The organism is Devosia limi DSM 17137 (assembly GCF_900128975.1).
Classification (GTDB): Bacteria; Pseudomonadota; Alphaproteobacteria; order Rhizobiales; family Devosiaceae; genus Devosia; species Devosia limi.
On sequence record NZ_FQVC01000002.1, the window covers coordinates 382,189 to 403,301 of the forward strand.

Here is a 21,113-nt window from a genome sequence, read left to right on the forward strand (position 1 = left end):
GCGATTTGACGTCGCAAACGAGCCCGGTCGGGGTCTGGCGGCAGCCGGTGCGGGAATAAGAAAAGGCGGCCCGAAGGCCGCCTTTTGACGTTTCTAGCCGAGGCCGAGGCGGCGCTGCCACCAGCCGCCCTTTTTCTTCTTCTCGGGCTCTTCACCCTCGGGTTCCGGGGCAGCGGTCGACGAGACGACGATGCCTTCAGGCGGCAATTCCTTCTTGGCGCGCTTAGGCTTGGGGGCCTCAGCGGGTTCAGCTTCCGCCACAGGCGCTGCGGCTTCTGGAGCAGGCGCTGCGGCTTCCGCCACAGGCGCTGGGGCTTCCGGAGCAGGCGTCGATGCTGGCCTGGCCTTCGGTGCAGCCTTGGCCGGTGCCTTGCGTGCAGGAGCGGCTTCGCTCACCGACGGCGCCGCCACGGCTCCAGCTTCGACAGCCTCGGCCTTTGGCTTGCGCGCACGGGGCTTGCGCTTGGGCTTCTCGGCTTCGACCGCTGCCTCGGCGGCAACGGCCTCAGGCTGTGCCTCAACCGGCGCTTCGGCTGCAGCTTCGACAGCGGCAGGCTCGGCTGGCTTGCGGGCACGACGCGTGCGCTTGGGCTTTTCGGCGGGGACTTCGGCCTCGACGACAGCTTCCGGCTCAACCGGGGCCTCGGCGGCAGCGACGATCTCGTCCTGGGCCAGCAGGGTCTCGGCAACCACATTGGTTTCGGCTGGCGTCAGGCCAGTGTCACCAGCGGGCGAGGGGGCGCGTTCGCCGTTCTCGCCTTCGCCATCGCGACGGTTGCGACGGCCACCGCGGCGACCGCGACGGCGGCGCTTGCGCGGCTCGTCATCGCCAGCGACTTCGGGACGTGCACCGTTCTCATCGGTGTCTTCGCCTTCACCCTCGGCCTCTTCGCCTTCGACAGCGGCTTCAACCTGCGGTGCTTGGGCAGCGCGCTGCTGCTGGGGCGGACGCTGGCCATTGTCGTCAGCGCGCTCGCCACCACGGCGGCGGCGGCGGCGGCGGCGGCGAGAGGGTTCGCCCTCACCGGCTTCAGCCTCGGTTGCCGACTTGTCGTCTTCGTCCTCGCTCTCGGCTTCGTCGACGATATCCTCGTCTTCGTCCTCGATCACGGCGCTGTCGACACGGACATGCTCAAGCGTACGGGTCTCGGCAAACGAGACGATGCGCGCTTCGCCCTTTTCGATGGCGAACTGGTGCCCGGTCATCTTGCCGTCAGCAGTGATGGTGATCGACAGCTGATTGCGGTGTTCAAGCACGGTGAGGGTGTCGCGCTTGTAGTTGAGGATATAGAGCGCCACTTCGACCGGTACGCGAACGTTGATCGACTGGCCCTGGCGGCGCAGCACGTGGTCTTCCACATGCCGCATGACCATGAGCGCCAGGCTTTCCACCGAACGCACGAGACCGGTGCCATCGCAGATCGGGCACTTGTGGGTCGAGCTTTCGACGACGCCGAAGCGGATACGCTGGCGGCTCATTTCCATCAGGCCGAAATGGCTGATGCGGCCAACCTGGATGCGGGCGCGGTCGTCCTTGAGGGCGTCCTTGAGCTTGCGCTCGACGGCACGGTTGGAGCGGTTCTCGACCATGTCGATGAAGTCGATGACGATCAAGCCGGCCAGATCGCGCAGGCGCAGCTGGCGGGCCACTTCGTCCGCAGCCTCCAGATTGGTCTGGAGCGCGGTGTCCTCGATATTGTGCTCCTTGGTGGAGCGACCCGAGTTCACGTCGATCGAGACGAGCGCTTCGGTCGGATTGATGACGATGTAGCCGCCGGAGGGCAGGGTGACCGTCGGCGAGAACATCGAGTCGAGCTGGGCTTCGATGCCGAACTTGGAGAACAGCGGTTGATCGTCCTTGTAGAGCTGCACGTTCTTGGCGTGGCTCGGCATGATCATGCGCATGAAGTCTTTTGCTTCGCGGAAGGCGTCATCGCCGGCCACGAACACTTCGTCGATTTCCTTGTTGTAGAGATCGCGGATGGTCCGCTTGATCAGCGAGCCTTCCTCATAGACGAGGCACGGCGCCTGCGACTTGAGGGTCAGCGAGCGCACGTTCTCCCACAGGCGCATCAGGTATTCGAAGTCGCGCTTAACCTCGGCCTTGGTGCGCGAAGCACCGGCCGTGCGCAGGATCACGCCCATGCCCTGCGGCACTTCCAGGTCGCTGGTGATTTCCTTGAGGCGCTTGCGGTCAGCGGCGTTGGTAATCTTGCGCGAAATGCCGCCACCGCGAGCGGTGTTGGGCATCAGCACCGAATAACGGCCGGCGAGCGACAGATAGGTGGTGAGCGCCGCGCCCTTGTTGCCGCGTTCTTCCTTGACCACCTGCACCAGCATCACCTGGCGACGCTTGATCACTTCCTGGATCTTGTAGTGACGGCGGCTGTTCTGCGAGCGGCGACGCTCCGGCAGTTCTTCCAGCGCATCGGCGCCACCGATCGATTCGACAGGTTCGGAATTGGCCGGGGCCTGCTCGATATGGCTGGCGCCTTCCATGTCCTGGGTGTCGGTCTCGGCGTCGGGCTCGGTTACGCCTTCGGGCAGCGAAATGTGCTCGTCGGTTGCATCGTCATGGCTGTCCTCAGCCTCCTCGTCGCGCAGCAGGGCTTCGCGGTCGGCAACCGGGATCTGGTAGTAATCGGGATGAATTTCCGAGAAGGCCAGGAAACCGTGACGGTTGCCGCCATACTCAACAAAGGCCGCCTGCAGCGACGGTTCAACGCGCGTCACCTTGGCGAGGTATATATTTCCCCGCAACTGGCGGCGGGACGCCGATTCAAAATCGAACTCTTCGAGCCTGTTACCCGCTGTAACGACAATCCGTGTTTCTTCCGGGTGGATGGCATCCACCAGCATTCTCTTGGTAGCCATAATGAACTCCGCGCGCTCGCGCGCCGACAAGTGGGCGCCGGAAAACCGGCATCCTTCCCGTGGCGCAGTGCGAGGCGAATGGTTTGAGGGGGGTGGGGCGCGAAACCTCTGCGTTTGGCGCACCGGCAGATATGGTCAGGGCCGGAAGATGCAGCATGGCAAAACGGCAATCGGTAATCTCGATCGCGTCGCGTTTTGTCCGCCTGCGGGCCATCTGACCTCTTCCTATTGGGCTGCTGGCGCTTTGGCGCCGACAACCGTCCGGTTTACGAGAAACCGAAATTCCTATGTGAGGCACAGGATTTGCCGCATCTGATCCGGGGCTCCAGGGCTGTTTCACCCCGTTGTCCGGCCACTTCCAGACCCGGATGTGGTGGCGATCTGGCCACGCAAACTGGTTTGGCTGGAAGCATGTGCCTCTACTATTAGCGTGTAGGGGTGTTGGGTCTGATTGGCAACAGGAAAGTCAAAACTGCGCCTCCAGTTCAATTTCAATTGGCCTTGGTTGGCCTGCGCCACAAAACTGCGCATAACAGCAGCGGTGCCGCAGATTCGCCTGATCGGCTTGGCATGCGGCCACCTCTCACTTAGGGACCGGTCCGCGCTTGTTGAAATTTCCTCATTTTCTAGTGGCTTTGCTGCTCTTGCTGACACCATTGGCCGCCCGTGCGCAGGATGCGACCCCGCTGCCCGCATTGCCTGGGGTGATCGAGGTGCGCGTCTCGGCGACGCCGGAGAGGGCGCGGCTGGTGATCGATCTCGGGGCAGAGACCAATTTTGCACTGGTTTCCCTGGATGAGCCGGATCGACTGGCTATCGATGTCCGTGCCGCATCGGTGGCGGCCCCCGAGGCCAACGGCAAGCCAGCCGGTGAGGGGATGGTTTCTGGGTATGCTGTCGAGCAAGCCGCGCCAGACCGTGTGCGAACGACGCTCACCCTGTCCATTCCCGCCCAGGTGCAGCAGGCGTACTTGCTGGCGCCGTTCGAAGACCAGCCGGCCCGCCTTGTGGTCGACATCATTCCGGCAACAGCGGAGCAGTTCGCCGCCAATGTGGCCAGGGACCTGGCGATCTCCACCGGCAGTGTGCCGGCGGCCGTGGCGCACGCACCAACGCCGGCCGGAGGTTCCAATCTGCCTATCGCCACCAAGCCTCTGGTGGTCATCGATCCCGGCCATGGCGGCATTGACAGTGGTGCGGCTGCTGCGGGCGGGATCAAGGAAAAGGATATCGTCCTCGCCTTCAGCCTGCGTCTGCAGGAATTACTGGTTGAATCGGGACGGTTCGATGTGGCGCTGACCCGCGAAGACGATACGTTCCTCCGGCTTGAGGAACGCGTGGCGCTGGCCCGGACGAACAAGGCCGATCTCTTCATTTCCATCCACGCCGATAGCTTCCAGCAGCCCGAGATCCGTGGTGCCAGCGTCTATACCCGCGATGAGAATGCCACCGACGTGCTGGACAAGGTTCTGGCCGACAGTGAGAACAAGACCGACGTCATTGCCGGCTTTGCCGTGCCGCAGATGGCGCCGGCGGTTGTCGACATCCTGCTGGATTTGATGCGCCGCGAAATGCGTATGCAGTCGTTCATGGCCGCACAGGCCATCGTGCATCAACTGGAGCCGAGCGTGCTGCTGCGCCGCTTCCCGGTGCGTCAGGCCGACTTCTTCGTGTTGCAGGCGCCCGACGTGCCGTCCGTCCTGGTTGAATTGGGCTTTCTGTCCAATGCCAGTGACATGGCCAATCTGCTGCAATCGGACTGGCGCGATCGCACCGCCGATGCCCTGGCGCGCGGCATATCGAGCTATTTCGATAGCCTGAACCCCGAAGAGTGATGTGACAATTCAGTCACGCGTCCTGCTATGCCGGGGATAGCGCGCCTCCTCGGGCGCTTGTGATCCACATTTCTGCTGGCGTCTGATATGATTCTGACTGAATTGGACGAGCGATTTGCGTCGCTCGAACCGCAGAATACGGGTGAATTGCCGGTCAGCCGGCGGGCGCCGCCCAGGAGAAACTGACTATATGCTGCGCTTGCTCGGCTGGCTGTTTGGCTTTGGGATGTTTGTGGCGCTGGCCGGCGTTGCGGTTGGTGTTGTCTATCTGACCACGGTCTCATCGAACCTGCCTGATTACACGGTGCTCAAGGACTATCAGCCGCCGGTGACCACACGCGTGCACGCCGCCGATGGTACGTTGCTGGCCGAATATGCCAGGGAACGCCGCCTGTTCCAGCCAATCGAGACTGTGCCGCCACTGCTGGTGCAGGCTTTCCTCTCGGCTGAGGACAAAGACTTCTACACCCATGGCGGCATCGCGATAGATGGCGTGGTCCGGGCCGTGCGCGACAACGTCCTGCAGCGCATCGACGGCGGAAACGGTCCGATGGTTGGCGCCTCCACCATCACGCAGCAGGTGGCCAAGAACTTCCTGTTGACCGCCGATCAGACCTGGGATCGCAAGATCCAGGAGGCGATCCTGGCCATCCGCATCGAGTCGACCTTCTCCAAGCACAAGATCCTGGAGCTCTATCTCAACGAAATCTTCCTCGGCCTGAATTCTTATGGCGTCGCCGCGGCAGCGCTGAACTATTTCGACAAGGCACTCTACCAGCTGACACTCAGCGAAGCGGCCTATATTGCGGCACTGCCCAAGGGACCAAACAATTATCATCCGTTCCGTCGTCCCGAAGCGGCGATCAGCCGCCGGAACTGGGTAATCGATCGGATGCTGGAGAATGGCTACATCACCGCAGATGCTGCCAGGCAGGCCAAGGACGAGCCGCTCAACGTCATTCCACGCGCCTCGGGCAGCCAGCTCTATTCGGCTGAGTATTTCACCGAGGAAGTGCGCCGCGAGCTTGCCAAGCTTTATGGCGAGGACCAGCTGTATGGCGGCGGCCTGTCAGTTCGTACCACGCTTGAGCCCAAGCTGCAGGAATACGCTCGACGTGCACTGATGGATGGGCTGATCGCCTACGACCACACCAAGGGCTTCCGCGGACCGGTGGCCAGCATTGAAATCGGTGAAGACTGGGGCCTAGACGTTGCCAAGGTCGTGCCGCTTCGCGACGTGCCGGAGTGGACACTGGCCGTGGTGCTGGACATGGGCGGCAACGAGGCGCGCATTGGCCTGCGCCCCGCCGATGACGTCGACAATGGGGTGCGCCCGGAGCGGGCTACCGGCACCCTGTCCGGCCCGGAAATAAGATGGGTTTCCAAGCCGTTATCAGACATTCTGAAAGTCGGAGACGTTGTCTATGTGTCGCCGGTCGCCGGCAAGGACGGCGTCTACACGCTGGAGCAGGTGCCCGAGATCGAAGGCGCGTTGGTGGCCATGGATCCGCGCACAGGTCGGGTCCTGGCGCTGGTTGGCGGTTTCTCGTTTGCGGAATCCGAATTCAACCGCGCCACGCAGGCCTTGCGGCAGCCCGGCTCGTCGTTCAAGCCCATCGTTTACGCGGCAGCGCTGGACAATGGCTATACGCCTGCTTCCGTGGTGCTGGATGCGCCGGTGGAAATTCGCAATAGCGACGGCTCGATCTGGCGGCCGGAAAACTATGCCCAGCAGTTCTATGGCCCGCAGACGCTGCGTCGCGGCATCGAGCGCAGCCGCAATGTCATGACGGTTCGGCTGGCCAAGGATATCGGTATGCCGTTGGTGGCCGAATATGCCAAGTTGTTTGGCGTCTACGACACGATGCAGCCAGTGCTGGCAATGGCACTGGGCGCCGGCGAAACCACCGACATGCGGATGACCGCCGCCTATGCGACGATCGCCAATGGCGGCCGCAAGATCGTGCCGACTCTCATCGACCGCATTCAGGATCGCTATGGCGTCACCGTCTATCGTCATGATGCGCGTCTCTGCGACGGCTGCACAGCGAGCAATTGGCAGGGGCAGGGTGAGCCGCTGATCATCGACAATCGCGAGCAGGTGCTCGATCCGATGACCGCCTACCAGATCACGTCGATGATGGAAGGCGTGGTGCTGCGCGGCACGGGAACCGGCGCCCGGTCGCTTGGGCGTCCGGTTGCGGGCAAAACCGGCACCACCAATGACTACAAGGATGCCTGGTTCGTCGGCTTTACCCCCGAACTCGCCGTCGGCGTCTATGTCGGCTATGACCAGCCGCGCTCGATGGGCCGGGCAGTGACGGGCGGCTCGTTCGCGGTGCCGATCTTTACGGATTTCGTCGCCAAGGCGCTGCAGGGCACGCCGGCAACGCAGTTCAGCGTGCCTTCAGGCATGAGTTCGACATGGATCAGCCCGTCTTCCGGCGTCAGAGCCAATCCGGGCGAGCAGGCTATTCTCGAAGCCTTCAAGCCGGGGACCGGCCCCAACCTCGCCACTTCGGTAATTGGTGTCGATGGCGGCTATGTCAGCGTCGAGCAGCAAATGCTGCAACAGCAGCAGATGCAGCAGCAGGGCTATCCAGTTCAGGGGAACGGCCAGTATGCCGATCCTAACCAGGGCCGCGGCGGGCTGTTCTAAGCATGACCGAGTTTGTGACCTTTCCTGATGCGCGACTGACCCAGAAGGCGGCGCCCCGGCCTGTTGATGGTGACCTCGTCGCGATTGGCGAGCAGCTTCGTGCTGCTGCGGAATCTGCCCAGGCTTATGGACTGGCAGCGGCCCATGTCGGGGCTGTCGAACCTATCGTGGTGATCAGTGTCGCCCAGGACACGGCGGCACGCGATTATCTGGTGATGTTTAACCCTGAAGTCCTCGAGGTGGCGCCAGAAACGGAGTTCGGACCGGAGGGGTCGGTTTCCATGCCAGGCATCGAGTCCCCGGTAGAGCGTCCGGTATGGGCCGTAATTGCCTTCGACACCGTTGACGGCAAACGTAACACGGAGCGCTTCGAGGGCTTTGTGGCCCGGTGCGCCCTGCATGAAATCGATCAGGTCAACGGCACGTTCTTCCTCAGTCGCCTGTCGCGCCTGAAGCGCGACACGGCAATTCGCAAATTCCAGAAGCTCAACCGCGTCAGCTAAGTTCTAGCTGCCTGGCATGGTGGGCGGCGCGAAAACAATGAATGGGCTTTGGGGCGGCTGCCCGGGCGGTACATAGGCCGGGGTAGGCTCACCCGGTTCGCCGAGCGAAATGATATACTGGTGTAGCGAACGCACCTCGGTTTCATCGAGATAATGCAGGTTGAACCAAGGCATGGGCGGCCTGGTTTCCAGCGCGGCGATGTAGGCGACGAAGTCGTCTTCGGTGTGCTCGCGGGCTTTCATGCGCAGATTGGATGCATAGGTGGTCCCCCAGGGGCCCTGGAATCCAACGGGGCTGCCCTTGAGCGCGGTTGCTGGGTCTATCGTGCCGCCGGCTTCATTGAAACCGGCTGTGTGGCAATCGTGGCAGCCACCAATTCGGGAGATGCGTTCGCCTTTTGCGACCGATACTTCCGCGTCTTGTGCGTAAGCCGCGCCGGCCGCCGAGAGGGCCAGAACGGCGAGTGTAGTCCTCAACATTTTTGATCCCTGTGCTCAACCTAGATGGCCGCAGCGTCTGCCTGAACGCTCGACTTGGCAACTACTGAATAGGAGCTAAGGCCGGGTTGATCGAACCCGATGGCTCGGCTACATGGATCGCAGTTTACAAGGACACATAAATGCGCACGGAAATCGAAAAGACCGTCGCCGAAATCGAGCAGGTTCTGACCCTGCTGAGGAGGCATCTTTGACTGGGAAACTGCTGAGCTACGCCTCGACGCGCTGACCGCCGAGACTGAATCCCCCGAATTCTGGAATAATCCCGAGCAGGCGCGCGCAAAAATGCGCGAACGCGACGAACTCGACGTGGCGGTCAAGGCCGTGCGCGAGCTTGAGGCGGGCATTCGCGATAATGTCGAACTGATCGAGCTGGGCGAAGCCGAAGGCGATGCCGAAATCATCAAGGACGCCGAAAACGCGCTGATCGAGCTCAAGCAGGAAGCGCGCCGCCGCCAGATCGAGACGCTGCTCTCGGGCGAAGTCGACGCCAATGACTGCTACGTGGAAATCCATTCGGGCGCCGGCGGCACCGAAAGCCAGGACTGGGCCAACATGCTGCTGCGCATGTATACGCGCTGGGCTGAACGCCGGAAGATGAAGGTCGAAGTGCTCGAAATGCATGACGGCGAAGAAGCCGGCATCAAGTCGGCGACGATCCTGGTCAAGGGCCACAATGCCTATGGTTGGCTGAAGACCGAAAGCGGCGTGCATCGCCTAGTTCGCATCAGTCCCTATGACTCGGCAGCGCGGCGGCACACCAGCTTTTCCAGCTGCTGGGTCTATCCGGTTGTCGATGACTCCATCGATATCGAGATCCGAGAATCCGATCTCAAGGTGGATACCTATCGGGCTTCGGGCGCCGGTGGGCAGCACGTCAACACGACAGACTCGGCCATCCGCATCACCCACGTGCCGTCGGGCATTATCGTGGCCTGCCAGCAGGAGCGTAGCCAGCACAAGAACCGTGCTACGGCGATGGCGATGCTGAAGTCGCGTCTGTACGAGGCGGAACTGCAGAAGCGTGAAGAGGCCGCAAACGCGCAGGCTGCCAGCAAGACCGATATCGGTTGGGGACACCAAATTCGTTCCTACGTGCTGCAGCCCTACCAGATGGTCAAGGATCTGCGGACCGGCGTCGAAAGCGGCCAGCCGTCGCTGGTGCTTGATGGCGATCTTGACGAGTTCATGGAAGCGGCGCTTGCCCAGCGGGTTGGTGTTGCCACGGACGTGACCTCGGATTGACGAAACCAGCCATCGGAACGCTTCGCCTCGTCGCCGCCACGGATGATCATTTCCTTGGCATGGCGGCGGGCAGGGCGCCCGATGGCCTTCGCCTGCTAGGCTCTGGGCTGGAATCACCCGAGATCGGGTATGGCATCGCCCCGGAGCATCGCGGGTGCGCTACTGGCGCTGGCGCGCGCCGATGAACGGATCCGCACGGTCGCCGCAGAGACTGCGGTCGACAATTTCCCGTCCCAGCGGGTGCTGGAAAAGAACGTTTTCGTTCGCATCGGCGGGCGGATCGATCCAGAAGATGGTGCTGTCTCTTGCTGGCAAGCAGCTGCCAGCTAACCCATCAGGCCCAGCAAGCGCTTGCCGGCATTGAGATACTTGATGGGATCAAGCGGCGCGTCGCCCTTGCGCACCTCAAAGTGCAGATGCGGGCCGGTGGAGCGTCCGGTTGAGCCGACCTTGGCGATCGGCGTGCCGGTGGTTACAGCCTGACCCTCTTTGGACAGGAAACCTGAAAGGTGGGCGTAGCGACTAACAAGTCCGCTGGAATGGGTAACCTCGACCACATTGCCGTAGCCGGACCTGGTGCCAACAAATGTTACAATGCCGGTAGCGGCGCTGTAGACGATGCTGCCGCTCGGCGCGGCGAAATCGAGCCCGGAATGGAAGGCGCGCCCGCCACTGAACGGGTCCTTGCGATTGCCGAAGCCCGAGCTCTGGCGGAAGTTTCCGCTGATGGGCATGTGAACCGGCGCAGACTCGATGCTTTCGCGGGCAGCCTGATAGCGCACCAGGGCGGTCATGACAGCGTTGGCGTCATCGATCATGCCGGTCCCAGTCATCACGCCGGCCGCTGGCAGGAGCGGGCCGCCCATGCCAGCGAGTTCGCCCTCGGGTAGGGCAATCCGGATGCCGATATTGGAGAGCTCGGCGACAATGCTGTCGGTCCTGGAAATGGCGGCCTCGGAAATGGCGCTCATCGCGAACTGGGTTTCTCCCATCATCTGAGCGATAGCAACGGCCGTTGCATCCACATCCGGGTTGCCGCTTGCGGTCAGGGGAGCCGCGATTGTAAATTCGCCCGCCGGTGGGGCCAGCGCGGCGGTCTCGATACCGAGCTGATCGGCCTTGTCGACCAGCAGGCGTACCAGTTGATGCTGCTCCAGCAGCACTTCCTGCTGCTGCGACAGTTCCTGCAACTGCAGGTTGATGTCACCAGCCTGGGCATAACTGCGCGAGTGCAGGCGGTCGACTTCGACGCGCAATTGTGCGAGCCGGTCTTCGTAGGCGTCGATGAGTTCGTCGGTCTGGCCGCTGAACAGGCGTGCAATATCGGGGGTCAGCAGCAATGCAGTGGCCGTCAGCGCGTTTCCAGTCAGCAGGAGCGCAAACATGCCGTAAAACAGGGCGGGCCGGATGCCAGTACGCGCGGGCCTGTTGTGGGTGGGCGCAGGGGTGCCGCCAGACCGGGCGAAGCTGGGTTTTTTACGCACGCAACAAATCTCCACACACCGCAATTATGGTGAGCGGATTATGGCGCCTCATGGTTAATAAAGGCAGAAATGGCGGCTATTTCCGCCTTGCTGGAGACTTGCCCGCCAGAACCTCATCGAGTGCGTCGAGCATCTTGGCCGCGTGGCCAGCGATACGGGTAGCGCGGATGATGCGGGGGACCTTGCCCTCGGCATCAATGATTATGGATGTGCGGATCAGCCCCATGAACTCCCGGCCATAGAGCTTCTTGAGCTGCCACAGTCCAAAAGCCTCGATTGCTAGGTGATCCGGGTCTGCAGCCAAAGGCACCAGAAGATTGTATTTCTTCCGGAATTTCTGGTGTGACTCGATCGTGTTGGGGGAAATTCCCACCAACCTGGCCTTGCGGTCCGCAAATGCGCTGCGGAGCTCGGAGAACTCCTGGTTCTCGTTGATGCAGCCGCCCGTATCATCGTCAGGATAGAAGTAGAGCACCACCGGACTACCCCGCTGAGCGGAAAGGGTGAAGCTCGTGCCGTCATCAAGGGGCAGGGTGAAATCGGGGGCGACGTCGCCTTCCTGTGGGATGGTCATCTTTTGCCTTTCCCTGGCCCGGCAAATCGAGCGAGTATTGTGGGTGTCGGTGCCATATTCCGGCCGGTATCATTGGGCAATAGACCGCTTCGTGCGGTTGATTCTCAAGGGGTGCCAAGAGATTCCGGCCAAGCCTCGATCTGGAAGCAAGTGAGCGCGTCAACCACACTCACAGAAGCGCCGCCGTCATTGACGGAGCGGCAGCGCCATCCGCTGCGACATGCCGCCAAAATTGCGGTGTGGGCCTTGGGCATTCCTGCAGTACTGTCGCTGCTGCTCTATCTCGTCCTGCTTATTACCCCGATCCGGCTGCCATTCGGCAGCGAAGCCGCGCAAGCAATTGTCAGGTCAGCGCTGCCGCCGACCAGTAAGCTTGAACTGGGGCAGATGGCGCTGGCACTGGAGAGCGGGGTCTGGCCCGTCATTCAGTTCTCTCCCGTTGTGTTGACGGACACCAAGACCGGCGCGCGCGTGCAGATTGATGCGCTCGAATTGGGGTTCTCTCCGGTTCGAGCCCTGATAGGGCAGCCGGGTGCGACCGTAACCATCGTCGGTCCCCATGTGCAGATCGTGCAGGACCTGTTCGGCCCCCGCGTCACCACGTTTGAAATGCTGGAAAACTCCGACGGCGGCGCGCCAACCGTTCGGGTGATGGAGGGCGAGGATTCATATCCCAGCGTGGATATTTCGTCTGAGGGGCTCAATCTGCGCAGCGTGGACACGGGTGGGCCACAAATCAGCCTGCGCTCGGATAACGACTGGCTAATCTACAATCTCGAAGCCTCCGAGCAGGGGCTCGCCGACATACTTGAGCAGGTTGAGCTGGGGCGCTTCTCTCGCCTGATCGTGCGCGACGGCATTGTTGACATGAATGACACGGTCTACGGCTTGTTCCGTCGGTTCGAGGACATCAACCTGGACCTGGCGCCGTCGCGCGACCGAACCAATACCGTGGGGACGTTTTCGGCGACCCTGGGTGGGCGCGCCATGACCGGTGGCGTCTCGCGGGTGGTGGACGAAGCGGGTGGCATCAGGCTGGAAGCCGATGTCACCAATATTGATTTTGCCTCCTTCCTGCCATTCATCGATGATCCGGAGAGCCTCGTCGCAGTGCGCGGTGCCGGGGCACTGTCGATCAACGTCACCTTTGAGCCAAATACCGGCAAGCTGCTGGATGGCGCCTTCAAGGTCGACATGACCGGCCTCGACCTGCGCGTGAAGGACGACTATTTTCCGATCGCTACCTCCATCATGGATATCGCCTGGTCACCGAGCGAGGGCAAGTTCACGCTGGCCGATGCCGCTTTGCAGGTTGGCCAGAGCACGGCGCGCGTCTCCGGCATATTTGCCATGGGGCTAGACGAGCTCTATGGCCCGACCATGGGCATTTCCATTGAGGCCAGCGACGTTTATCTGCATCCAAACGACATGCAGGCGCCAGCGGAACCGTTTGATGAAATTAGCTTTTCCGGTTGGTCAGCACCGCTCTATGGGGCACTCGGCATCGACCGGATGCGGGCAACCAAGGGCGCTGCTATTGTTGAAAGCAAGGGCCGCGTGGACATGCTCCGCGCCGGTCTGGGCTTTGACGTCAGTGTCGCCGGCAAGGGGGTCAGTGCCGACGATCTCAAGCGCCTCTGGCCTTACGTGATGGGCGGTGAGGCGCGGGATTGGTTCGTCTCCAACGTTTCGGCCGGCACGGTGGGCAATTCGACCATGCATTTCGTCTTCCCCGTCGGCACGGTGGCCATCGGCGAGGAAGACAAGCCATTGCCGAAAAACTCGATGCGCATCGACATGGTGGGTACCGGCGCAAGCTTCCGGCCGACCGAGGAAATGGCGCCAATCGCGATTGATGGCGACACCCGTCTGCAGGTTCGGGACAGCAATGTCACCATCTCCGCTGGTGGCGGGCGGGTTGATACCGCCAAGGGCCCGATCGAGGTTTCCAAGCCGGCGCTGATCATGGACAATTCCGTTCCCGGTCGTGGCGTGATCGAGGTTTCCGGTGACATTTCCGGCTCGATCCCAGCGCTTGTGGCGCTGACTGAGGAGCAGCAGCCCGGTTTGCTGGCCAATGCCGAGCTGCCGGTCGACATCAAGGCGCTGACTGGCAATGTCGATCTCGGGCTGGTGTCGACGATTACGCTGGGTGACGAGAAGGTCGGGCGCCCGCTGGATGTGGATTATGTCATCAATGGCAATGTTACAGACTTTGCCAGTAGCGCGCCGATCCAGGAGCGTCGCATCGACAATGGCCAGCTGGCGTTCAGCGCGTCGCAGGACGGTTACCAGGTAGCCGGTACGGCTGAGATCGACGGCATGCCGGCCGAGTTGGAGATTGGCGGCTCGCCTGACACCCGGCCAGCCTTCCGTCTGGCGTCCACCATCGACGCCAAGGAACTGGCGGCGATGGGTTTTGACGCCTCGGCGTTTCTGACTGGCAAGGTGCGTTTCGTCGCCCAGCCGATGCCGGATGGCTCGATCCAGATGGCTGTCGATCTCAAGGACGCGGCGCTGACGATCAAGGATATCGGTGTCAGCAAGGCCGGAGGCGTCCCGGGAACCATGCAGGCGACAATCCGGCAGTCGGGCGACTTGATCGACCTGACCGACATCAAGCTTGGATTCGGCACCGTGCAGATGGCTGGCGCAATCAAGTATCACGCCAAAGACGGGTTGCAGTCGGCGGAGTTCAGCCAGTTCGCGCTCAGTTCAGGTGACAATGCCCAGCTGGCGCTGGCACCAATCGAGGGAGGCTACAAAATCCAGCTGCGCGGCGGCCAACTTGACCTGCGGCCAATGCTGAAGCGCTTTTTCGGGCTGGATGAGGGCTCGGGCGGGGTGCAATCCTCGATCCAGCAGACCCTGGCGCTGGATGTCGAGCTGGATCGTGCGCTCGGTTTTTATGCTACCACGGCCTTCAACTTCGATCTCGATCTGCTGCTGCGCGGTAGCGACATCCGCCGCGCCAATGTCACTGCGCAGTTCAGCGAGGGCAATGCGCTTTCCGTGACGACCAATCCCACGCCCGATGGGCGAGTGACCACGGTTGCATTCAGCGATGCTGGCACGATCCTGCGGCTGCTGGGGGTCTACTCGCAGCTTGCCGGCGGCGAAGGCAATCTGGTGCTGAATACAATTTCCAGCCAGAAGCTCGATATGGGCCAGCTGCAGATGCGCAATTTTGCCATTGTCGACGAGGCTAAGGTTGCCCAGGTTCTGGGAAACCACGCCGACTCGCGGGCGGTCATCGAAGCCAAGAACCGGCTGGATTTTGATAGTGGCGTTGTCAACTTCATCCGCCGCTCCGACCGTGTCGAGGTCAGCGACGCGATGCTGACCGGCGATACGGTGGGCGGCACGATGCGCGGCTTTATCTACACCAACCAGCGCCAGTACGATCTGACAGGTACCTATGTGCCTTTGTTCGGGCTCAACAGCGTGTTCCAGAAGATCCCGCTGCTGGGGCCGTTGCTGGGTGGTCGCGATGGTGAGGGGCTGGTCGGCGTGACCTTTGCAGTGCAGGGTCCGCTGGACAAGCCGGAATTCAAGATCAATCCGCTATCGGCACTGGTCCCCGGTGCGTTCAGGGAGCTGTTCGAGTTCCGTGCGAAGGAACAGCCGAGGGCGGCGGAGTAACCGCCAGAGTGCCTGTCCCCGATGTCATCCCGGCGCAGGCCGGGATCGATGCTGAAGGCCCTCAACCACATCCAGCTCGTCAATAGTTCACAGCATGGATTCCGGCCTGCGCCGGAATGACACGGTGGATGGGGAAGCTGCGGCCACGAAAAAAGGCGCCGGACATCCGGCGCCTTCTTCAATTCAAATCAGCTTGGATCAGATCGGCTTGATCAGCGCATGGCGCTTCTTACCGACGGAGAGCTTGATCACCCCTTCGGGCAGCAGCGCATTGTCGCCAATGGCCAGCTTGTCGTCCTCGATCAGCGCATCGTTGACCCGTACGGCGCCCGAGGCGACATGGCGGCGCGCTTCGCCATTCGAGGCAGCAAGGCCAGCGGTCACCAGGGCCGAAAGAATGCCGAGGCCCGTCGCCAGTTCGGCATGAGTGACCGTGGCGGTCGGCAGCGACAGATCAATCGAGCCAGCCTCGAAAGTGGCGCGGGCGGTATGCGCTGCTTCTTCCGCAGCAGCGCGGCCGTGCACGATGGCAGTGACCTCGGTGGCCAGCACCTTCTTGGCCTCGTTGATCTCGTTGCCACCCAAAGCCGCCAGCTTGGCGATTTCGTCGAGGGGCAATCGGGTGAAGATCTTGAGGAACTTGCCGACGTCGGCGTCTTCCGTGTTGCGGAAATACTGCCAGAAATCATACGGGCTGAAGAGCTCGCCATTGAGCCAGACGGCGCCAGAGGCCGACTTGCCCATTTTCTCGCCCGAGGACTTGGTGAGCAGCGGTGTGGTCAGCGCATAGAGTTGTTCTCCACCCATGCGGTGATTGAGGTCGACACCATTGATGATATTGCCCCACTGGTCCGATCCGCCCATTTGCAGCACGGTGCCGTAGCGGCGGTTGAGCTCGGTGAAGTCGTAGCCCTGCATGATCATGTAGTTGAATTCGAGGAAGCTCAGCGACTGCTCGCGATCGAGGCGCAGCTTCACCGAATCGAAGCTCAGCATGCGGTTGACCGAGAAGTGCCGGCCGACATCGCGCAGGAACTCGACATAGTTCAGTTTCAGCAGCCAATCAGCATTGTTGACCATGATGGCTGGATTAGAGCCCTCATAGTTCAGGATGTTGCTGTAGACCTTTTTGATGCTGTTGATATTGCTATCGATCTGCTCGACCGTCAGCAGCTTGCGCTGGTCGTCGCGGAACGAAGGGTCGCCCACCATGGAGGTGCCGCCGCCCATCAGGCTGATCGCCTTGTGGCCGGTTTCCTGCAACCAGTAGAGCATGGTGACGGTGATCAGATTGCCGATATGAATCGACGTCGCGGTCGCGTCATAGCCGACATAGCCGGTGATCGGGCCCTTGAGGGCGAGGGCATCGAGACCTTCCGGGTCGGAAATCTGGTGGATGAAGCCGCGCTCATCGAGCACGCGCAGGAAGTCTGATTTGTAGTTGGACATTGGGTACGATCCCGGGAACGTGTGGTGGTCGCCGGGTCATTCCCGCCCCCGGTCGCGATGCGCCCGGGGAACTTGCCGCGGGAATCCATTCGTTCTGGCCGAAGCGCGTATCGTCAGAATGGATTCCCGCCAGCGGGAATGACTCCGTGGTGTTACGATGATCGCGTCAATGCGCCGAAATCAGCGCCCGCCGCCGTCGGCGATCTCCTGACGGCGACGGTCGAGGTAGTCAGCGGATCGTTCGGTCAATTCATCGATCTTGCCTTCGAAGAAGTGGTTCGCACCTTCAACGATCTGCTGCTCGATATTGATGCCCTTCTGGGTCTTGAGCTTGTCGACCAGCTTCTGCACCGATGCCGGCGGAGCCACGCGGTCCTTGTCGCCATGAATGATCAGGCCGGAGGACGGGCAGGGGGCCAGGAACGAGAAGTCATAGAGGTTTTCCGGCGGTGCCACCGAGATGAAGCCTTCGACTTCCGGACGGCGCATCAGCAACTGCATGCCGATCCAGGCGCCGAACGAGAAGCCGGCAATCCAGCAGCCGCGCGATTCCCGGTTGATGGACTGCAGCCAGTCGAGCGCCGAGGCGGCGTCAGACAGCTCGCCGATACCGTGGTCAAACATGCCTTGGCTACGGCCGACGCCGCGTGAATTGAATCGCAAAACGGCAAAGCCGCGCTCAGCGAACATGTAGAACAGGTTATAGACGATCTGGTTGTTCATCGTCCCGCCGAACTGCGGGTGCGGATGCAATACGATGGCGATCGGAGCATTGGGCTCCTTGCCGGGCTGGTAACGGCCTTCCAGACGGCCCTCGGGGCCATTGAAAATCACTTCTGGCATGGGTCTGCTTTTCCGGCCACTTTTGGCTCTGTTGGCGAGGTTTGACGGCCCGTAGAGAACGGCGATGCAGCTTGACTAAGCCCGCTCCGCTCCCTAAAACATGGGTCGAAAAACCAGTTTAGAACTATTCAAAACGCGGTTTTCGGCCGCATCGCGGCCGGTGAGAGCGCCCCTTGTAATGAAAATGGGCGTCAGATTTCAAGAAGTGTTTGGACTTGAGGGCGTTGGACCGCCTCGTTCCAGGCATGGACGGTATGACCGGCGCGCATTGCGCCATTGGAAATACGATGACGAAACCGGCGATCTACCTTGATCATAATGCCGCGTCCTTGCTTCTACCAGAAGCACGGGCGGCGCTGGTTGCTGCCCTCGATATGGTGGGCAACCCGTCATCTGTCCATGGCCATGGCCGCGCCTTGCGCAATTTGATCGATAGCGCTCGGGGGCAGGTCGCAAGCCTTGCCGGGGCGGAGCGCAAGCAGGTTGTGTTCACCGGTTCAGCGACCGAAGCCATCACCCAGGCCATTGTCGGCGGCGCCAAGGCATTCGCCTCGTCAGCCATTCTGGTCAGCGCCGGCGAGCATGCAGCCGTCCTTAAGGCAGCAGAAGCCACCGGGCTTCCGGTTGTGACTATTGGCCTGAATGGCGATGGTTTCATTGATCTCGATCAACTGGGCGCAGAAATTGCGCGGGCCGATGCGGCGGGTGAAACGCTGCTCGTGGCGCTGCATTGGGTCAATAACGAGACCGGCGTGGTCCAGCCCATGGGACGAATCAACGCGCTGGTTGGCCCGACCCGTCACACGCTGTTCATCGATGCGGTGCAGGCCTTCGGCAAGCTGCCTCTCGATTTTGCGGGGTCGGCACCCGATATGATGGCGGTTAGCGGTCACAAGATCGGCTCGCCTGCGGGGATTGGCGCGCTGCTGGTCAAGGCTCATGCCGATGTCGTCCGGTTGATTCCGGGTGGTGGGCAGGAGCAGGGGCGGCGGGGCGGTACGGAGGCTGCAGGCCTGATCGCGGCGTTCGGCGCGGCGGCGGCGGCATACGACGAAAAGTACCAGCATGCTGGACTTCTTGCCTTGATCGACAAGCTCGAAACGGGCCTGCGCGCTATAGCGCCGGATGTCGTCATCTTCGGCGACGAGCGGATCGGCAATGTGAGCAATTTCGCCGTGCCCGGCGTCAAGAATGCAACGGCGATGATGGGTCTGGACCTGCTGGGTCTTTCTGTCTCATCGGGTTCGGCGTGTTCGTCGGGCAAGGTGGGCGCCAGCCATGTGCTGGCAGCGATGGGCGTCGCGCCTGAATTGGCGGAGTGCGCCTTGCGCGTCAGCCTGGGGTGGAATTCCACCGCGGCCGATGTCGAGGCGTTCATCGCCGGATTTGAATCCATCCTCGGCCGGCATCGCAGCCGGCAGGGGCAGGCGGCTTAGGCCGCGATAGATATTTTGACGGCTCGCGGCGACCTTGAATCGCCATCGGGCGAATAGGAGAAGCCGAAATGGCGGATTACGACGATATCCCGACGCTCAAGGAAAACATTGATCGCGCGACCGTGGACTCGGTGCTGGCGCTCGATGTGGACAAGTACAAATACGGTTTCGAGACCGACATCGAATCCGACATGGCCCCGATGGGGCTGAGCGAAGATACCGTTCGGTTCATCTCGGCCAAGAAGAACGAGCCGCAATGGATGCTCGACTGGCGCCTTGAAGCCTATAGGCGCTGGCTGACGATGACGGAGCCGACCTGGGCCAAGGTGCATTATCCGCAGATCGACCTGCAGGACATGTATTTCTACGCCGCGCCTAAATCGACGCCGGCACCGACCAGCCTCGATGAGGTCGATCCCGAACTGCTCAAGATGTATGACAAGCTGGGCATCCCACTGCGCGAGCGCGAAATCCTGGCAGGCGTCGAGCGCCCCAAGGTTGCCGTCGATGCGGTGATGGATTCGGTTTCGGTCGTGACCACGTTCCGCGAGGAACTGGCCAAGGTCGGCATCATCTTCTGCTCGATCTCGGAAGCGATCCGCGAGCATTCCGAGCTGGTGCAGAAGTACCTGGCATCGGTGGTGCCGGTTTCGGACAACTACTACGCCACGCTGAACTCGGCAGTCTTCACCGACGGCTCGTTCGTCTACATCCCCAAGGGCGTTCGCTGCCCGATGGAGCTGTCGACCTATTTCCGCATCAACGAGAAAAAGACCGGCCAGTTCGAGCGCACGCTGATCATCGCCGAGGCTGACTCATATGTGAGCTATCTCGAGGGCTGCACGGCCCCGATGCGCGACGAAAACCAACTGCACGCTGCAGTGGTTGAGCTGGTTGCCCTGGAAAACGCCGAGATCAAGTACTCGACGGTCCAGAACTGGTATCCAGGCGACAAGGACGGCAAGGGCGGCATCTACAACTTCGTCACCAAGCGCGGCGATTGCCGTGGTGACAATTCCAAGATTTCCTGGACCCAGGTGGAAACCGGTTCGGCAATTACCTGGAAGTACCCGAGCTGCATCCTGCGTGGCGACGGTTCGCGCGGCGAGTTCTATTCGATCGCCATTTCGAACGGCTATCAGCAGGTCGATAGCGGCACCAAGATGATCCATCTGGGCAAGAACACGTCCAGCCGCATCATTGCCAAGGGCATTGCCGCCGGCTTCTCGGACAACACCTATCGTGGCCAGGTTTCTGCTCACGCCAAGGCCAAGAATGCTCGTAACTTTACCCAGTGCGACAGCCTGCTGATCGGCGACAAGTGCGGCGCCCACACGGTTCCCTATATCGAGAGCCGCAATGGCACGGCAGTGTTCGAGCACGAAGCCACGACGTCCAAGATCTCGGACGACCAGATGTTCTACTGCGCCCAGCGTGGCCTCAATGAGGAAGAAGCTGTGGCGCTGATCGTCAACGGGTTCGTCCGCGACGTGCTGCAGCATCTGCCGATGGAATTCATGGTCGAGACACAGAAGCTGATCTCGATCTCGCTTGAAGGTAGCGTGGGCTGATGGATCCGAGGACGAACCCCGTTGTCACGCTGGCGGCGCTTGCGCTCGACCAGATGGAGCAGGGGACGCTCTACAAGGCCGCGGACGTTTCGTTCGGCAAGTTGCTGGGCCTGAAAGGGCTTGGCATCAGCTATAACGAAGTGCCTGCCGGCAAGTCCAGCTGCCCCTTCCATAGCCATCATGTGGAAGATGAGCTGTTCGTCATTCTCGAAGGCGAAGGCACCTATCGTTTCGGGGACCAGCGCCTGCCGTTCAAGGCCGGCGACGTGCTCGGCGCGCCGGCCGGAGGGCGAGATACAGCCCACCAGATCATCAACACGGGCAGTGTCCCGCTGAAGTATCTGGCTGTCGCCAACAATTCCGATATCGAGGTCTGCGAATACCCCGATTCCGGCAAGTTCCAGGTTACCAGCCGCCTCCCGGACGGTAGCCGCATCCGCCACTGTGGCCGGGAAGGCCAGAACCACCTCGATTACTGGGACGGCGAGCCGGGCGCTTGA

General features: G+C 61.6%; 15 protein-coding genes. 9 read left to right on the plus strand and 6 right to left on the minus strand.

The annotated features are described in order from the left end of the window. Positions 1-93: 93 nt before the first annotated feature. Positions 94-2,874: an Rne/Rng family ribonuclease gene (locus tag BUA69_RS05220; protein ID WP_046135904.1), complete on the minus strand. Its 2,781-nt coding sequence runs from the start codon at positions 2,872-2,874 to the stop codon at positions 94-96. Positions 2,875-3,503: 629 nt separating this feature from the next. On the opposite strand from BUA69_RS05220, the gene BUA69_RS05225 reads away from it, so the two are divergent. From BUA69_RS05225 to BUA69_RS05235, 3 genes are all read left to right on the plus strand, one after another. After that, positions 3,504-4,709 (plus strand): N-acetylmuramoyl-L-alanine amidase, encoded by a 1,206-nt coding sequence (locus tag BUA69_RS05225; RefSeq protein ID WP_160300134.1) that lies wholly within the window; start codon positions 3,504-3,506, stop codon positions 4,707-4,709. A 190-nt stretch (positions 4,710-4,899) separates the two neighbouring features. Then, on the plus strand, positions 4,900-7,368 hold the full coding sequence (locus tag BUA69_RS05230; protein ID WP_082093870.1) for a penicillin-binding protein 1A: 2,469 nt from the start codon (positions 4,900-4,902) through the stop codon (positions 7,366-7,368). A gap of 2 nt (positions 7,369-7,370) precedes the next feature. Further along, the gene (locus BUA69_RS05235; RefSeq protein ID WP_046135765.1) at positions 7,371-7,871 is read left to right on the plus strand and encodes a peptide deformylase; all 501 of its coding nucleotides are present in this window, start codon (positions 7,371-7,373) and stop codon (positions 7,869-7,871) included. A 3-nt stretch (positions 7,872-7,874) separates the two neighbouring features. Here BUA69_RS05235 and BUA69_RS05240 read toward each other — a convergent pair whose 3' ends face one another. Next, positions 7,875-8,351 carry a hypothetical protein gene (locus BUA69_RS05240; protein ID WP_046135764.1) on the minus strand — a complete coding sequence of 159 codons (477 nt, stop codon included), beginning with the start codon at positions 8,349-8,351 and terminating at the stop codon, positions 7,875-7,877. 140 nt (positions 8,352-8,491) lie between these two features. On the opposite strand from BUA69_RS05240, the gene prfB reads away from it, so the two are divergent. After that, a protein-coding gene (gene prfB, locus BUA69_RS05245; RefSeq protein ID WP_143154423.1) for a peptide chain release factor 2 occupies positions 8,492-9,614 on the plus strand; the annotation gives its coding sequence in 2 pieces (ribosomal slippage) (positions 8,492-8,560 and positions 8,562-9,614; 1,122 coding nt in all). Between the two features lie 129 nt (positions 9,615-9,743). Continuing rightward, positions 9,744-9,944: a hypothetical protein gene (locus BUA69_RS05250; RefSeq protein ID WP_052950610.1), complete on the plus strand. Its 201-nt coding sequence runs from the start codon at positions 9,744-9,746 to the stop codon at positions 9,942-9,944. On the opposite strand, the gene BUA69_RS05255 is transcribed toward BUA69_RS05250, so the two are convergent. Together BUA69_RS05255 and BUA69_RS05260 are read right to left on the minus strand one after the other, a co-directional pair. Beyond that, positions 9,941-11,098, minus strand: a complete 1,158-nt coding sequence (locus BUA69_RS05255) for a M23 family metallopeptidase (protein WP_143154424.1) — start codon at positions 11,096-11,098, stop codon at positions 9,941-9,943. The genes BUA69_RS05250 and BUA69_RS05255 overlap by 4 nt on opposite strands. A gap of 76 nt (positions 11,099-11,174) precedes the next feature. Continuing rightward, the gene (locus BUA69_RS05260; RefSeq protein ID WP_046135762.1) at positions 11,175-11,672 is read right to left on the minus strand and encodes a peroxiredoxin; all 498 of its coding nucleotides are present in this window, start codon (positions 11,670-11,672) and stop codon (positions 11,175-11,177) included. Positions 11,673-11,918: 246 nt separating this feature from the next. Here BUA69_RS05260 and BUA69_RS05265 point away from each other — a divergent pair, with 246 nt between their 5' ends. Next, entirely contained in the window at positions 11,919-15,314 is a 3,396-nt protein-coding gene (locus tag BUA69_RS05265; protein ID WP_143154425.1) for an AsmA-like C-terminal domain-containing protein, read from the plus strand. Positions 15,315-15,512: 198 nt separating this feature from the next. On the opposite strand, the gene tyrS is transcribed toward BUA69_RS05265, so the two are convergent. Together tyrS and BUA69_RS05275 are read right to left on the minus strand one after the other, a co-directional pair. Then, positions 15,513-16,763 carry a tyrosine--tRNA ligase gene (tyrS, locus tag BUA69_RS05270; RefSeq protein ID WP_046135760.1) on the minus strand — a complete coding sequence of 417 codons (1,251 nt, stop codon included), beginning with the start codon at positions 16,761-16,763 and terminating at the stop codon, positions 15,513-15,515. A gap of 180 nt (positions 16,764-16,943) precedes the next feature. Beyond that, a complete protein-coding gene (locus BUA69_RS05275) occupies positions 16,944-17,606 on the minus strand; it encodes an alpha/beta hydrolase (protein WP_046135759.1) in 663 nt (220 codons plus the stop codon). A gap of 287 nt (positions 17,607-17,893) precedes the next feature. Here BUA69_RS05275 and BUA69_RS05280 point away from each other — a divergent pair, with 287 nt between their 5' ends. The 3 genes from BUA69_RS05280 to BUA69_RS05290 all read left to right on the plus strand — a co-directional run bounded on the left by BUA69_RS05280 (position 17,894) and on the right by BUA69_RS05290 (position 21,113). Beyond that, the gene (locus BUA69_RS05280) at positions 17,894-19,042 is read left to right on the plus strand and encodes a cysteine desulfurase family protein (RefSeq protein ID WP_046135900.1); all 1,149 of its coding nucleotides are present in this window, start codon (positions 17,894-17,896) and stop codon (positions 19,040-19,042) included. Between the two features lie 68 nt (positions 19,043-19,110). After that, positions 19,111-20,613, plus strand: coding sequence for a Fe-S cluster assembly protein SufB (sufB, locus tag BUA69_RS05285; RefSeq protein ID WP_082093868.1), 1,503 nt, complete (start codon positions 19,111-19,113; stop codon positions 20,611-20,613). Continuing rightward, entirely contained in the window at positions 20,613-21,113 is a 501-nt protein-coding gene (locus BUA69_RS05290; RefSeq protein ID WP_046135758.1) for a cupin domain-containing protein, read from the plus strand. The genes sufB and BUA69_RS05290 overlap by 1 nt, the downstream gene beginning before the upstream one ends.